This window comes from Streptomyces sp. B21-083 (assembly GCF_036898825.1).
GTDB lineage: Bacteria > Actinomycetota > Actinomycetes > Streptomycetales > Streptomycetaceae > Streptomyces.
The window spans coordinates 2139882-2154349 of the sequence record NZ_JARUND010000001.1; the positions used below are offsets into that span (position 1 = coordinate 2139882).

At 69.4% G+C, this 14468-nt stretch carries 13 protein-coding genes; 8 read left to right on the plus strand and 5 right to left on the minus strand.

What is annotated here, in order from left to right:
• The first annotated feature begins 11 nt into the window (after nucleotides 1-11).
• The 8 genes from QA861_RS09375 (at nucleotide 12) to QA861_RS09410 (ending at nucleotide 8877) form a co-directional block, all read left to right on the plus strand.
• On the plus strand, nucleotides 12-839 hold the full coding sequence (locus QA861_RS09375) for a 4-hydroxybenzoate octaprenyltransferase (RefSeq protein WP_334587758.1): 828 nt from the start codon (nucleotides 12-14) through the stop codon (nucleotides 837-839).
• A gap of 14 nt (nucleotides 840-853) precedes the next feature.
• The gene (locus QA861_RS09380) at nucleotides 854-1684 is read left to right on the plus strand and encodes an arylamine N-acetyltransferase family protein (protein WP_334587759.1); all 831 of its coding nucleotides are present in this window, start codon (nucleotides 854-856) and stop codon (nucleotides 1682-1684) included.
• A complete protein-coding gene (gene pabB, locus QA861_RS09385; protein WP_334587760.1) occupies nucleotides 1684-3822 on the plus strand; it encodes an aminodeoxychorismate synthase component I in 2139 nt (712 codons plus the stop codon). The genes QA861_RS09380 and pabB overlap by 1 nt, the downstream gene beginning before the upstream one ends.
• Nucleotides 3819-4658, plus strand: a complete 840-nt coding sequence (locus tag QA861_RS09390) for an aminotransferase class IV (protein WP_334587761.1) — start codon at nucleotides 3819-3821, stop codon at nucleotides 4656-4658. The genes pabB and QA861_RS09390 overlap by 4 nt, the downstream gene beginning before the upstream one ends.
• A 12-nt stretch (nucleotides 4659-4670) precedes the next feature.
• Complete coding sequence (locus QA861_RS09395; RefSeq protein ID WP_334587762.1) at nucleotides 4671-5600, plus strand: AurF N-oxygenase family protein; 930 nt, start codon at nucleotides 4671-4673, stop codon at nucleotides 5598-5600.
• A 40-nt stretch (nucleotides 5601-5640) separates the two neighbouring features.
• Entirely contained in the window at nucleotides 5641-7035 is a 1395-nt protein-coding gene (locus QA861_RS09400; RefSeq protein WP_334587763.1) for a class II 3-deoxy-7-phosphoheptulonate synthase, read from the plus strand.
• 386 nt (nucleotides 7036-7421) lie between these two features.
• Nucleotides 7422-8078 carry a response regulator transcription factor gene (locus tag QA861_RS09405; RefSeq protein WP_334587764.1) on the plus strand — a complete coding sequence of 219 codons (657 nt, stop codon included), beginning with the start codon at nucleotides 7422-7424 and terminating at the stop codon, nucleotides 8076-8078.
• A gap of 100 nt (nucleotides 8079-8178) precedes the next feature.
• On the plus strand, nucleotides 8179-8877 hold the full coding sequence (locus QA861_RS09410; protein ID WP_334587765.1) for a response regulator transcription factor: 699 nt from the start codon (nucleotides 8179-8181) through the stop codon (nucleotides 8875-8877).
• A gap of 11 nt (nucleotides 8878-8888) precedes the next feature.
• On the opposite strand, the gene QA861_RS09415 is transcribed toward QA861_RS09410, so the two are convergent.
• From QA861_RS09415 to QA861_RS09435, 5 genes are all read right to left on the minus strand, one after another.
• Nucleotides 8889-9806 carry an alpha/beta hydrolase gene (locus QA861_RS09415; protein WP_334587766.1) on the minus strand — a complete coding sequence of 306 codons (918 nt, stop codon included), beginning with the start codon at nucleotides 9804-9806 and terminating at the stop codon, nucleotides 8889-8891.
• Nucleotides 9807-9944: 138 nt separating this feature from the next.
• Nucleotides 9945-10097 (minus strand): hypothetical protein, encoded by a 153-nt coding sequence (locus QA861_RS09420; RefSeq protein WP_334587767.1) that lies wholly within the window; start codon nucleotides 10095-10097, stop codon nucleotides 9945-9947.
• A 43-nt stretch (nucleotides 10098-10140) separates the two neighbouring features.
• Nucleotides 10141-10725, minus strand: coding sequence for an NADPH-dependent FMN reductase (locus QA861_RS09425; protein WP_334587768.1), 585 nt, complete (start codon nucleotides 10723-10725; stop codon nucleotides 10141-10143).
• Nucleotides 10726-10752: 27 nt separating this feature from the next.
• Nucleotides 10753-12192: an MFS transporter gene (locus QA861_RS09430; RefSeq protein WP_334587769.1), complete on the minus strand. Its 1440-nt coding sequence runs from the start codon at nucleotides 12190-12192 to the stop codon at nucleotides 10753-10755.
• 9 nt (nucleotides 12193-12201) lie between these two features.
• Complete coding sequence (locus QA861_RS09435) at nucleotides 12202-14466, minus strand: SDR family oxidoreductase (protein WP_334587770.1); 2265 nt, start codon at nucleotides 14464-14466, stop codon at nucleotides 12202-12204.
• Nucleotides 14467-14468 lie beyond the last annotated feature (2 nt).

Sequence of the window (14468 nt, forward strand, 5' to 3'; positions counted from 1 at the left end):
ATCTCCTTCTGATGCGACTGGACAGGCCCACGGGGTACGTGCTCTACCTGCTTCCCGGTCTGTGGGCCGTCTTCCTCGCCTCCGGGCGACGACCGGACCTGCTGACGGTGGTGGTGGTCGCTGTCGCCGCGGTGCTGGTGCGCGGCGCGGCGTGCGCGGTCAACGACGTGGTCGACAAGGACGTCGACGCCCGAGTCGCCCGCACCGTCTCGCGTCCTGTCGCGTCGGGCACGATCAGCGTCGGGAACGCACTCCTGTTCGCCGCCGCGCAGGCCGTGGTCGCACTGCTGGTCCTGGCGGTGGCGAACGTGGAGACAGCACTGGTCGTCGGGGCGTCGTACCCGTTGATCGTCGCGTACCCCTATATGAAGCGCGTCTTCTTCTGGCCCTCGGCGTTCCTGGCGTTGGTGATGAGCGTCTATGTGCTGATCGGCTGGACGTCGGTGACCGGGAGCGCCGACTATCCGCTCGCGGTGTTCGGCCTGTACGCCTGCGGGGCCTTCTGGACCCTGATTCACGACGCGATCTACTCCCATCAGGACAAGGAATACGACCGGAAAATCGGTGTCAGGTCTTCCGCCCTGCTGTTCGGCAGGGCCACCAAGGCGTGGCTGGCGGTTTTCATCGTGCTCAGCGTCAGTGGCGCGTTGTGGGCCGGTTCCCGGACGGCGATGGGGCCGGCGTTCTATCCGATCGTCGTGTTCGCGGGAGTTTTCCTCTCCTATCAGGTCGTACGCGTGGACCTGGACGATCCGAAATCGTGCTGGGACACCTTTGTCGCCAACAGTTTCTACGGCTGGATCATTCTCGCGGCAGTGATCGCCGGGCAGTTCACATGAGAGGTGGACCACGTGTGACTGATTCGATGTGGCAAGGGAATGACGTCGACCTGGACGCCTATCTGTCCCGCGTGGGACACCAGGCCGCCGTGGCCCCGGATCTCGCCACGCTACGGGGCCTGCACGCCGCCCACGTCGACGCGATCGCCTTCGAGAACCTCGACGCGGTGCTCGGGCGGCCGACGGTGCCGTTGGACCTGGACAGCGTCCAGGAGAAGCTCGTGCGACACGGCCGTGGCGGCTGGTGCCTGGAACAGGTCGTGCTGATGGCGGCCGTGCTGGACCGCATCGGGTTCACGTTCACGGCGTTCGCCGGCAGGACGCGGATCCGCACCGGGAGCAGGTTCGGGCCGGCCCTGCATGTGGCCCTGTGCGTGGAGTTCGACGGCGAACGCTGGCTCTTCGACGTGAGTTTCGGTGCGTACGGACCGCACGCGCCGATCCGCCTCGCCGAGAACTCGCGGCTGGAGGGCGACTGGCCCTTCGACCTGGTGCGGGAACCGAATGGTGAACAGGTGCTGCGGTTCCTGCGACCCGAGGGTCCGGCGGAGCTCTACGGATTCACCACCGACGCGCGCTATCCGTCGGACTTCGAGATCCTCAACCACTTCTGCCTGACCCACCCTCGCTCACCGTTCAACCGCCAGATGGTCCTGCAGCGCACACAGGCCGGAGTGCGGCACCTCCTCGTCGGCACCACTCTCACGGAAATACGTCCCGGGGAGCCGGCGACCTCCCGGGAACTCGACAAGGACGAGGCGCTTTCCGCTCCCGAGGAGATCTTCGGGATCACCTTGGAACCGGGTGATTTCCAGGCGCTCTGGAAAACCTTGGACGGTCCGTGATGCGTACCTTGCTGCTGGACAACTACGACTCGTACACCTTCAACCTCTACCAGTTGATCGCCGACATCAACGGCCGGGAACCGGTCGTCATGGTCAACGACGATCCGATGTTGACCAGTCTGCGGCTGGAGGACTTCGACAACATCGTCGTCTCGCCCGGCCCCGGACGGCCGCAGCACGCCCGCGACGTCGGCCTTCTCGGCGATCTGCTGCGCCGCGCCACGCTGCCCGTGCTGGGCGTCTGCTTCGGCCATCAGATGATCGGGCACCTGACCGGAGCCTCGGTGGCCGCCGCGCCCGAACCGAGACACGGGCACCTCGCCAAGGTCTCCCACGACGGAGATCCGCTGTTCGCCGGAATTCCGCGTGAGTTCGTCGCGGTCCGCTACCACTCGCTGTGCGTGCGGGAGCCGCTGCCCGAGGAACTCATAGCCACCGCGTGGGCGGACGACGGTGTGCTCATGGCGCTGCGTCACCGCGATCTGCCGCAGTGGGGCGTGCAGTTCCACCCCGAGTCGATCGCTTCCCAGTACGGGCGTGAGATCCTGCGGAACTTCGCCGAACTGACCCGCCGGGCGCAGTACGGGCGACGTCCGTCCACCACCATCATCGAAACCGACACCGACGCCTACACCCAGACCCGGACCCACGCCCACGCCGCCCTGTCCGACGACCCGGCCGGCGCCGTCGAGGAACTGAGGATCATCAGCGCGGTCGTGCCGACCGCCGCCGATTCCGAGGCCGTTTTCCTCAACCTCTTCGACAACACCCCGTACTGCTTCTGGCTGGACAGCAGCCGGGTGGAGGAGGGCCTGTCCCGGTTCTCGTTCCTCGGCGACACGTCGGGTCCGCTCAGCGAGGTCCTGACCTACCGGACCGGCGGCGGGGCGGTGGAAGTGAGGGACGTGAACGGCGTCCACAGAGCCACCGGCAGCGTGTTCGACGTTCTGGAGCAGCGGCTGCGCGAACGGCGTATCCCCGACTCCGATCTGCCGTTCGACCTGACCGGCGGCTACGTCGGCTACTTCGGCTACGAGCTCAAGGCCGAGTGCGGGGCCACGGTCCGCCACACCGCCGAAACGCCGGACGCCGTCTGGATGTTCGCCGACCGTGTCATCGCGATCGACCACCAGGAGGGACTGACCTATCTGGTGGCCGTCCACGACGAGGAGACCCGGCGCGACGCGCAGGAGTGGGTGGAACGGACGTCCACGCTCCTGAGGGGCCTGGGTTCGGCCGACGCCGAGCCGCCGGGCGGACCTGTCACCGGCCCGCCTCCGAACGCCGAGGAGTACCTCAGCCGCGGCCGCGACCAGTACCTGGCGGACATCACGGAGTGCGGGCGGCAGCTCAACCAGGGCGAGAGCTACGAGATCTGTCTGACCAACAAGTTGCACATGCCGTTCCACGACGACGACACGTCCTTCTACCTGAGGCTGCGCCGGGCGAACCCGGCACCGTACGCCGCGCTCCTGCGTCTCGGCGACGTCACGGTGTTCAGCTCCTCGCCGGAGCGGTTCCTGCGTATCGAGAGAGACCGCACGGTCACCAGCAAGCCGATCAAGGGCACAGCCCCTCGCGACGCCGACCCGGTGCGCGACGCCGAACTGGCCGCCACCCTCGCATCGAGCGCCAAGACGCAGGCCGAAAACCTGATGATCGTCGACCTGTTGCGCAACGACCTCGGCCGGGTGTGCGAGGTGGGCAGCATCGACGTCGACCCGTATCTGGCCGTCGAGAGCTACGAGACCGTGCACCAACTGGTCTCCACCGTTCATGGACGGCTCAATGACGGGGTCAGCGCGATGGAATGCGCCCGGCAGTGCTTCCCGGGCGGGTCGATGACCGGGGCGCCGAAGCTGCGCACCATGGAGATCATCGACCGCTTGGAGACGGAGGCGCGGGGTGTCTACTCCGGCGCCCTCGGCTACTTCGGCCTCTCCGGCGGTACGGATCTGAACATCGTGATCCGCACCGCGGTCCGCGTCGGTGACCGGTTGACCATCGGGGCCGGCGGGGCGATCGTGCTGGACTCCGACCCGCAGGAAGAGTACGAGGAGATGCTGCTCAAGGCGGCGGCGTCGCTCCGCGCCTGGCGTGCGCCGGCGGTGTCGGACGTGGGCGGCTCCCGCCGATGAACACAGCGACGAACACGGCGACGAGCACCGCGACCGACCAGGGCGTCCGCCGGTGGTGGGACGCCGAAGGCGGATGGTCGACGGCCGACGCCTCCGGGACGGTGCTGGTCATCGACTCCTGGCTCGTGGACGAGGGGCTGGTGCGGGGACTCGACCGGCACGCCGAACGCTTCGGCCCGGCCTGTGCCCGGTTCTCCGAACCGGCGGCGGAACTGACGAACCGGTTCCTGCGGGCGGTCGCCGAGTCGTTGCCCGCGCGCGGGCGCTGGTTTCCGCGCGTCGAACTCGTGGAGACCGGCTCGGGAACGCGGCTGCGGATGTGGCTGCGCCCCGCGCCACCGCGTACCGCGACCGTCCGGTTGTGGACCGCCCCGGGACCCGACCGCCGGCGACTCCCGGCCGTCAAGGGCGCCGACCTGGACCACCTGGCCGCCCTGCGCGCCGCCGCGGCCACGGCGGGAGCCGACGAGGCACTGCTGGTCTCGCCGGAAGGGCATGTGCTCGAAGGGGCGTCCACGAGCGTCGTCTGGTGGCGGGGCGACACGCTGTGCGGGCCACCACCCGGCCCCGGCCTGCTCCCCGGGATCACCCGTGCCCTGCTCGGCGAGCTCGCCGGTACGGCAGGCCACCAGGTCGTCACCGAGCAGGCCACCGCGACGGATCTCGCCGACGTGCCCGTCTGGACTCTGAACGCCCTGCACGGCATCCGGCCGGTCACCGAGGGGCTGGGCCGGTGCCAGGACACGGACGCCGCGGCGGCCGAGCGCTGGCAGTCACACCTGACCGCGCTCGCGGTTCCGGTCGGCGCCTCCCTGATTCCTGTGGTGCACCCATGAGGAGGTTTCCCGATGACCGCGGCACGTGAAGAGCCCGCGTACGAGCGCGACCTGCTGGTGCGGCTGACGCGCCGCTGGGGGAAGCGGGTGGCCGTCAAGCAGGACGAGCTCGACCTCGACGGTCACTTCGACGCGGCGCTGCCGGACTTCCCCGAACACCTTGTGCCGGTGCTGGGCCTGCCGGGCGCCGACCGGCTCGACCGGGACGCTCGCGAGCGCATCCTGTCCGCGGCGTGGATCGCCTACAACGCCAAGACCGCGGCCATCGAGGACGAGATCATCCTGCCTGCCTGCCGGTTGATGCTCCAGGAACGGATCCCCGTCCGACGCGACGACGTCGCCGTCGACGCGCTGCACCAGACGATCATCGACGAGCACTACCACATCCTGATGTGCCACAACGCCGTCGGTGTCACCCGCAGGCGGCGCGACCTGGCGGACGTACGGTTCGCGGCGGGCGTCTGGTCGGTCGTCCAGGGACGGGACTCGGTCCGCGCCGGGCTGTCCGGGTTCGACCGCGACATCGTCGACATCGCGTTCTCCCTCGCCGCCGAGACGACGATCAGCGGGTTCCTCTCCACACTCGCCACCGCCCGGGAGATCCAGCCGATGAACCGGATCACCACCGATCTGCACCGGCGGGACGAGAGCGGACACGCGGTGGTGTTCCGCGAGTTGTGCGGCTCGCTCTACCAGAACCTGGACAGCGCACAGCAGCGGGCGTTTCGTGAAGCGCTCGTCACCGGGCTGACCGCGTTCCGCTCCGCGGACCTGGAGCCCTGGGTGACCGTGGCGGCCCAGGGCGGCTTCGAGATCGACACCGGTCTGCTGAGCGAGTGGGCCGCGTCCCGCCCCGTGCCCGCGCGGGACACCGGACCGTTGCAGTTGCTGCTCGACGACCTGGGCATCAGCGACGACCTCGCGGAGATGGTCCAGGGCTGACCGCCCCGCACCGCCCAGCCATGAGAAGCGGACGGAGATCATGTTGCCCCTCACCGGCGAAGCCGCCGCGCACTGGCGGACACTCGTCGCCCATCAGCGGCCCGAGTGGCCCAGCCCGGCCGAGCTCGGCGAGGTGGTGGATCACCTGGCAGCCCTGCCCCCGTTGGCCACGCCCGAGGACTGCGACACGCTCACCGCGCGACTCGCTCAGGCGGCGGAGGGCAAGGCGTTCCTGTTGCAGGGCGGCGACTGCGCCGAACGCTTCGACCGTCTCTCGACGCAGGCGATCCACCGCAAACTGCGCCTCCTGGAGCAGATGGCCGTGATCCTGACGTACGCGTCTGCGGTGCCGGTGGTCAAGGTGGGCCGGATGGCCGGGCAGTACGCGAAGCCCCGGTCCCGGCCGACCGAGACCGTCGACGGACGCACGCTGCCGGTCTACCGGGGCGACGCGGTGAACGGCACGGGTTTCAGCCAGGCGGAACGACTGCCGGATCCGGCCCGGCTGCTTCGGATGTACGACGCTTCGCGCCACACCCTGGACGTCATGCGCGCGTTCGCCCGTGACGGCACCGACCTTCGCGAACTGCACAAGGCGAACCAGGACTTCGTCGCCCGCTCGCCTGCCGGTGAACGCTACGCCGAACTCGCCGGTCGAATCGGCCAGGCACTGTCCTCCAAGGAGGCGTCCTTCGAGGAGGCGTGCGGCGGCGATCAGTCGCGCCCCACGGAGCTGTTCGCCAGCCACGAGGGACTGCTCCTCGACTACGAGGCCGCGCTGACCCGCCGCGACCCGGGTTCCGGGCGAAGGTACGCGGGCAGCGGCCACATGCTGTGGATCGGCGACCGCACCAGACAGCTCGACGGTGCCCACGTCGCCTACTTCGCGACCATCGACAACCCGATCGCGGTGAAGCTGGGCCCTGCCACCACGCCCGAGCAGGCGTTGGCCCTGATCGACCGCCTCGACCCCGAACGGCGGCCGGGCCGGCTGACGTTCATCGTGCGCATGGGGACGCACCGCGTGCGGTACCTGCTGCCGAAGCTCGTGGAGAAGGTCACGGCTTCCGGCGCGCCGGTGGTGTGGGTGTGCGATCCGATGCACGGGAACACCTTCGAGGCGCCCAGCGGGCACAAGACCAGGCGGTTCGACGACATCCTCGCCGAGGTCGCCGGCTTCTTCGAGGTGCACGAGGCGCTCGGCACCCACGCCGGCGGACTGCATGTGGAGCTGACCGGCGACGACGTGACCGAGTGCGTCGGCGGCGGCGCCGGACTGGGTTTCGACGACCTGCACCGCGGCTACGAGTCCGCGTGCGACCCGCGCCTCAACGGGGGCCAGTCGCTCGACCTGGCCTTCCTGGTCGCCGAGATGTTCACCGTCGCGGCCCGGGGCGCGCGTCACGGCAATTCTCCCGCCTCGTTCGGCGCGTGAAACCAGCAGTCTTTTCGAGGATGCGCACGCCGTTCAGGAATCCGCCCCGCCGGCACTCGACGACGCCGTGTGCGATGGGTGCGTTCCGGCCACTGTTGCAGTGTAAAGGTCGGCCAATTCGTGATTGCGTTGCGCGTCTCACCGTTTCGGTCTTGACGAAGTGATTGAGACATAACCAAAATGTAAGTCCAGTGATCGACTAATCCGTGCGCGTTCGCCGAGTTGTCGGCGCATTACTGACCGACAGCCTGAGGCTCTCGCGCGCCTTTCGGCCGGCGAGACACCATTGGGGATATGCCGTCGGCAACCCGAGCGGGGACGGCATCTTAAGCCGGACAAAACCGCCACCTGCCCCCGAAAGAGTGTTTCCTTTGCTTATACGTCTTGTGACGGCCGACACACGGCTGACAGCACTCAAAGCTCATTTGACCGAATGCGGGTTCACCGTCGAGATCGCCTCTTCCGGTGAGGACGCCCTTCGCGACCTGGCCCGGGCCGACCTGCTGCTGCTCGATCTGGACATCGCGGACCGTGACGGCCTGGACGTCTGCCGTGAGATCAGGGAGCTGAGCAACCTGCCCATCCTCTGCTTCACCTCCCGGACCCAGGAACTCGACCGGGTCCTGGCCTTTCACGCCGGCACGGACGACTGTCTGGTCAGGCCTTTCGGACTGCATGAACTGAGGGCGCGCATCGAAGCCATCACCCGTCGGCTTCAGGGCGCGTCGGCCGCACAACCGTCGAGGGTGATGGAGCACGGTCCGCTGCGGATTGTCGCCGAGTCACGCGAGGTGTGGATGCGCGACCGTCTCGTGCCCCTCACCCGGAAGGAATTCGACCTGCTGTTCCTTCTCGCCTCCCGGCCGAAGGGCGTGATGTCACGCCGACAGCTCCTCGACGCGGTGTGGCGTGACACCTGGTCCGGTCCGGGGAGGACTCTCGACAGTCATGTGAGCAGTATTCGCCGAAAGCTCGGTTCACCTGACTGGATCATGGCGGTCCGCGGTGCGGGATTCACGTTCGGCCGGGAAAGCCGGCCGTGACATTCACCTTGTCTCACACTGTTTACATGACATTTCGCTTGAAGGCAGAGCCCCTGGGAAAGAAACCCGTCAGTGAAACTGATTCAGCCGGAGGTTTGTTTTGCGAGTCCTTCTCCTGGAAAACGATGAGGTCCTGGCCGTCTGTCTTGCGAAGCAGATCCGCCGATCCGGTCATGATGTGCACAACGTCGCTTCCGTAGAGGACGCCCTACGCAGTTTGCCTGGGTTCGATCTCGTCATACTCGATCTCGACACTCCCGACGTGGACGGTCTGGAAGCCTGCAGCCGCATCAGGGCTGTCTCCGACATCCCCCTCATCACCACCACCGGTCACCGCTCCGAACTCATCAGAGCACTCGCGTTACGGCAGGGGGCCGACGACTGTCTGGACAAGCCGTACGGTTTCCGGGAGTTGCTGGTCAGGATGGCCGCGGTGATGCGGCGTTTCCGGCTGCAGCCCCAGGACGACGGAAATCTGTCGTTCGGTCCGCTGCGCATCGAACCGGACCTGCACAGGGTCACGCTCGACGACCGGGTCGTCGAACTGACCAAGAAGGAGTTCGGCCTCCTTCAACTGCTCGCATCCCGCCCCGGCGTGGTGGTGTCCCGCCAGGAGCTCATGACGAAAGTCTGGGGCGACACCTGGAACAGCACCGGACGCACCATCGACACCCATGTCAGCAGTCTGCGCGGCAAGCTCGGTGACGGCTGTTGGATCGTCACGGTGCGCGGCGTCGGTTTCCGCTTCGTCGCCGAACCGACCGTCATGGCCGAAGCCGCCGCCGGTGGCGGCAGCTGACCGGTGCGCCGCTACGCCCCGCGCCGGCCATGGTTCCGGTCCGTCAGGCACTCCTCCAGGAACGCGAGTGCCCGCAGGTGATAGGCCCTGGCCGCCCATCCGAGGCTGATGTTGTGGCCGGCTCGGGGAAGGTGGTCGACGACCACCCGGGACGCGGCGAGCAGACCCGCCATCTCCTTGAGGGTGGCCTCGTCGTGGAGCCACCACCGCTCGAACTCGGCATAGGTGAAACGCACCGGGACCCGTACCCGGGCCGCGAAGGCGGCAAAGGAATCGGGCCGGCGCACGGCCTCCGCCTCCTCCCGTACCGGCATGGCGGTGACCAGCCGTTCGGCCAGGCGGAACGTGCCCGGCGGGTACAGCTGGAGCGGTCCCCAGTGCAGCCGTGTCGTACGGCGGCCGTGAAAGCCGCCGAGAGCGCGGACGTCGATCGCACAACGGTGGCTGATCCCGGACACGTCGAGACCGAGGAGCCGGCCACCCGCCTCGGCGTCCCGGGCCGCGGTGGCGAGGGCGACCTTGCCGCCGTAGGAGTGCGCGACCAGGAACAGGCCTGCCCCGGTGCTGTGCTCCGCGGTGAAGTCACCGAGGGCGGCGTGCAGCGTGTCGGCCTGTTCCGCGAGGTCCTCCCCCTGCGGGAGCGCGGCCGCGGAGAGCCCGTACCCGGGGCGGTCGACAGCCAGCACCGTGAACCCCAGCCGCGCCCCGAGCGTGAGCAGGGACAGGCTCGGGTGGGCCTCGCCGTGGAAGTACCCGGCGCGCATGCCGCCACCGTGGAGGGCGACGACAACCGCCCTGGGCGGTGTGTCGCGTGGCTGCGTCAACAGCGCCGACAGTTGGGTGTGGCCCGCGTCGAGGACGATCTCCCGTACGTCGGACACCTCGGACTCAGCGGGGTTCAGCGGGGAGACCGCGGGTACGACGGGCATCGGTGCTCCAAGGGATGTCGAGTCCAGCCGGGTGCGCCGGCGGCGGGGTGTGATGGCCGGTCGAGGAGTGCCGTCACGGCCGACGCCCGCCCGCCCGCACACACGCGGGAGTGTGGAGAGCGGCGCGCCTCGGCGGCATCAGTCGATCCCCCGAACGATGTGCGGTTCCGTCGAGTCGGTCTCGTCCTCTCCCGCCAGGAGGACCACCCGTACGGGGACCGGGAGCGGGTCGGACGCGGTCGTGACCGCACAGGTGCGGGGCGCGAGCTGATTCGGCTGGTCGGTGGTCATGGCAGATCTCCTCGGTGGGACTCACGACGGCCTGGTGCTGAGGTCAGGTTCCGTACGGAGTCCTCGTCCGGGCCTCGGACAGCGCGCTGCCCCACCAGACGAGCTGGTCCAGCAGGGTCTCCGCAGCGGCTGTCGCGGCCTGCGGCTCCTTCAGGGCGCCGGTCTCGTCGAACCGCTCCCAGCAGTTGTGGAAGCTCACCACGTCACGAACGGTCACCGCGTGCAGTTCGGCGAAGACCGGGCGCAGCTGTTCCACCGAGCGCAGGCCGCCGGCCAGTCCGCCGTAGGAGACGAAGCCGACGGGCTTGGCCCGCCACTGCGTGTTGTGCCAGTCGATCAGGCTCTTGAGCGAGGACGGGAAGCTGTGGTTGTACTCGGGCGTCACCACGATGAAGGCGTCCGACTCCGCCAGCCTTGGTGACACCTTCGCCAGTTCGGTCGTCACCTCGTCGCCGGGGCTGTGGGACAGCGAGTGCGGCAGCTGGTGCTCGGCGAGGTCGAGCAGGTGGACGTGCAGATCCTCACGCTCTTCGGCGAGCGAGGTGATCCAGTTGGCGACGGTCGGACCGAACCGGCCTTCCCGGACACTGCTGTTGATCACTACGAGGCGCAGGGGGGTGGCGGACATGGATGCCTCTCCTTTGTCGCTCTTTCCTTATGTGTGGTGGGTCTCTGATCGGCGGGCGGCCACCCGGCTCGCCGCCGACGGCACGAGGCCCAGCAGCGCGACGGCGAGGACGACCACGGTGGCCGCCCGGTCTCCGGCGCCCGACGCGGCGACCGCGGCGACCATCGCCGGGACCAGGGCCGCCGCGACCTGGACGGCGGTCTGATACAGGCCGATGGCAGCCTGCCGGTCGGGTTCCGCGACCCGCGAGGTGGCCTGCATGTTCAGCGCCGCGAAGGACAGCACGAACCCGGCGCCCATCAGCAGCATCGACGGCAGTACGTCGGTGCTGTAACGCACGGTGGGACCGGACGCACGCAGCAGGTACAGCAGACAGGCCGCGGGCGGGCAGAGCGCTCCCAGGGCGATCAGCCGGGCGGCGCCGAAGCGGTTCACCAGCCGCCCCGTCACCAGCGCGGTCACCGCCACCGGGGCGCTCGCCGGCAGGAAGGCCAGCGCCGTCTGCCAGGGGGACCAGCCGTGGTACGTCTGGAGGCGCACCGTGGCGAGCAGCAGCAGGCCCAGATAGGAGCCGTTGAGGGCTGCGGCGCCCACCATCGAACGGACCAGCATGGCGTTCCGCAGCACGTCGAGGCGGACCAGGGGCCGCCGCGCGCTCCGCTCGGCGGCGACGAAGGCGGCGGCGAGCAGGGCCGCGAGTGCGAACGGAACGATCGTCCGCGGGGCGGACCAGCCCGCCTGAGCCGCCGTCACTGTCGCGTACACCAGCGTCAGCAGCAGTCCGGCGAAGGACGCGGCGCCCGCCACGTCGAAGGACCGCCGTGCCGACGCGCGCGGCTCGTCGGCGGGAACGAGCCGCACCCCGACGGCGAAGAGGACGAGGACGACGGGGGCGGGGAAGAGGAAGGCCCACCGCCAGCCCGCTCCGGTGAGCAGCCCGGACAGCAGCAGGCCGGAGGTGAATCCGGCGGCGCCGAAGAACGCGTAGACCGAGACCGCCCGGTGACGGTCCGGGCCCTCACGGAAGGCGGCGGCGATGATGGCCAGCCCGGTGGGGGCGGTGAGCGCGGCGCAGAAGCCCTTGACGAACCGTGTGGCGACGAGGAGCCACGGCTCGCTCGTCAGCCCGGACACCACGGAGGCGGCGGCGAAGGCGACGAGCGCGGCCAGATAGATCCGGCGGCGTCCCAGCAGTTCCACCACCCGGGCGCCGAACAGCAGCAGTCCGCCGAACCCCAGGGCGAAGCCGCTGACCAGCCACTGCAGGCCGGTCAGCGACAACCGGAGATCCTGGCCGACCGAAGGCAGCGCCACGATCACCACGGACACTTCGAGCGCGTCGATGAGCATGTTGCCCGCCAGTACGATCAGCAGGCCCCACTGCCCTGGACTCCACTGCCCCGGAGTCCTCCGCCCCGGAGTTCTCCGCCCGGTGTCCGGCGTGGGACCGGAGGGTCCTCTGGTCATCGGTCCGCCTCAGCCGAGCAGGGTTCCGCCGCTGGCGTCGATGAAGGCGCCAGTGACCCACCGTGCGTCGTCGGAGGCGAGGAAGGCCACGACGTCGGCGATGTCCTGTGGCTCCCCCACGCGCCCGAAGGCCGACAGCTGTGCCATCTGCTCGACCGCCTCCGGTATGTCGAAGACCGGGCTGCCGTTGCGGGTGATGCCCGGCGCGACGCTGTTGACGGTGATGCCGCGCGGGGCGAGGAACCGGGCGAAGTGCAGGGCGAGTTGTTCCAGCGCGCCCTTGGTCATGGCGTAGGCGATCTCGTCGGGGTTGGCGACGCGGGTGAGGCCTGAGGAGATGTTGATGATCCGGCCGCCTTCGGTCAGGTTGGTCAGCGCTCGCTGAATGACGAAGAACGGCGCCCTGGCGTTGACGGCGAACAGCCGGTCGAACTTCTCCTGGGTGGTGTCCTCGACGGAGACCCCGCCCATGACGCCGGCGTTGTTGACGACGATGTCCAGATCGACCGATCCCGTACGCTCCTTCAGCCCCTGTTCGAGGGCGAGGAACAGCTCATGGACATCACCGGGAATCCCGAGTTCGGCCTGGACGACGAAGGCCCGGCCGCCCTCCTTCTCGATCGACGCGACGACGTCCTCGGCCGCCGGCACACCGCTGGAACCGTGCACCGCGACGAGTGCGCCCTCTCGGGCCAGCCGCGTGGCGATCGCTCGGCCTATTCCCCGGCTCGATCCCGTGACCAGTGCCGTCTTGCCGTTGAGCCTGCTCATGTGGTGTCTCCGTTCAACTGGGGTGTTCTGTCCGGTACTTGCCTGACCGAGGTGGGCCGGCTCGCCGAACCACGTCCGCAGGGCGGCGACCAGGGGCTGCGGGCCGGGCGGTCCGGCAGAGGCGATCCAGGCGACATGGCCGTCCGGACGGACGAGCACGGCGTCGGGGCCGGGGAGCGGGCCGCGGGAGTCCGGTTCCGCGGCCACGGTGTCCACACGGTCCGCCCAGGGGGCGGCGGCCGTGCGCAGCCGCGCGTGGTGCTCCGGGTCGCCGTAGGTGTCGATGAGAAGGCCTCGCCCGGAGCGCATCGGGTGGTCGTGTGCCAGGCGGGCGCCCAGCGGCGAACGACTGCCGAGGGTGAGGCCGGAGATCACTCCGGCCAGCTGTTGCCGGGCGGGTTCGTGGGCGATGAGTTCGGCGAGTACGGAGCGAGTGGCCTCCACCTCCGGGCCGCCGAGCAGCAGCATCGCCTGGGCCTCGATGTTCTTCAGGACCTGTCGGCCGACCGCGTGGCGTTCGGTGTGGTAGCTGTCGAGGAGTCCGGCGGGCGCCCGGCCACCCACCTGGAGTGCCAGTTTCCAGCCGAGGTTGACCGCGTCCTGGAGGCCGAGGTTGAGGGCCTGGCCGCCGATGGGCATCTGCTGGTGGGCCGCGTCGCCCGCGAACAGCACCCGGCCGTGCCGGTACCGGGTGAGTTGGCGGGAGGCGTCGCCGAAGGCGTTGACCCAGATCGGGACGCCGTGGGAGATGTCCTCGCCGGTGACGCGTCGCCAGGCGTCGCGGATGTCGGCGAACTCCGGGTCACCGGCACGTCGTCCGGCGGCGCTGCCGAACTCGTGCACCATGACCCTGGTGACACCCCGCGGGTCGCGGGCCGCGATGGCGAGCCCCCGCTCCAGCCGCTGGAAGTGCCGGGCCGGGATCTCGATGCCGTCGACGTCCGCCCGGATCAGCTCCCGGCCCGCGTCACGACCGGGGAACTCGGCCCCGACGAGCCGGCGTACGGTGCTCTGCTCGCCGTCGCATCCGACGACGTACAGCGCGCTGATCCGGACCGGGCCGGCAGGGCCCGACACCTCGGCCTCCACCATGTTTTGACGGAGTGTCAGTCCGGTCAGTTCGTGACCACGTTCGAGGCGGGCGCCCAGGGCCAGGGCCCAGTCCTGGAGGATCGTCTCGGTGCGGGCCTGGGGGGCCTTCCACTGGCCGGGGTAGGGGCCCGGCAGTGTCAGGTCCAGCGGGATGCCACCGAAGTGGCCCATGGTGTGGTTCGGCAGACTTCCGAAGCGGTCCAGCAGTCCGCGGGCGGCGAGGATCTCCATGGTGCGGGCGTGCAGGGTCGACGCCCGTGACTCGGTGGTCGGGTCGGTCCGGCTCTCCACCACCACGACGTCCACTCCGCCGAGCCGCAGCTCCCCGGCGAGCATCAGTCCGACGGGGCCCGCGCCCACCACGACGACCTGGGTGTCTGTCCGGGTTCCCGCCTCCGGTGCGCCGGCCACGC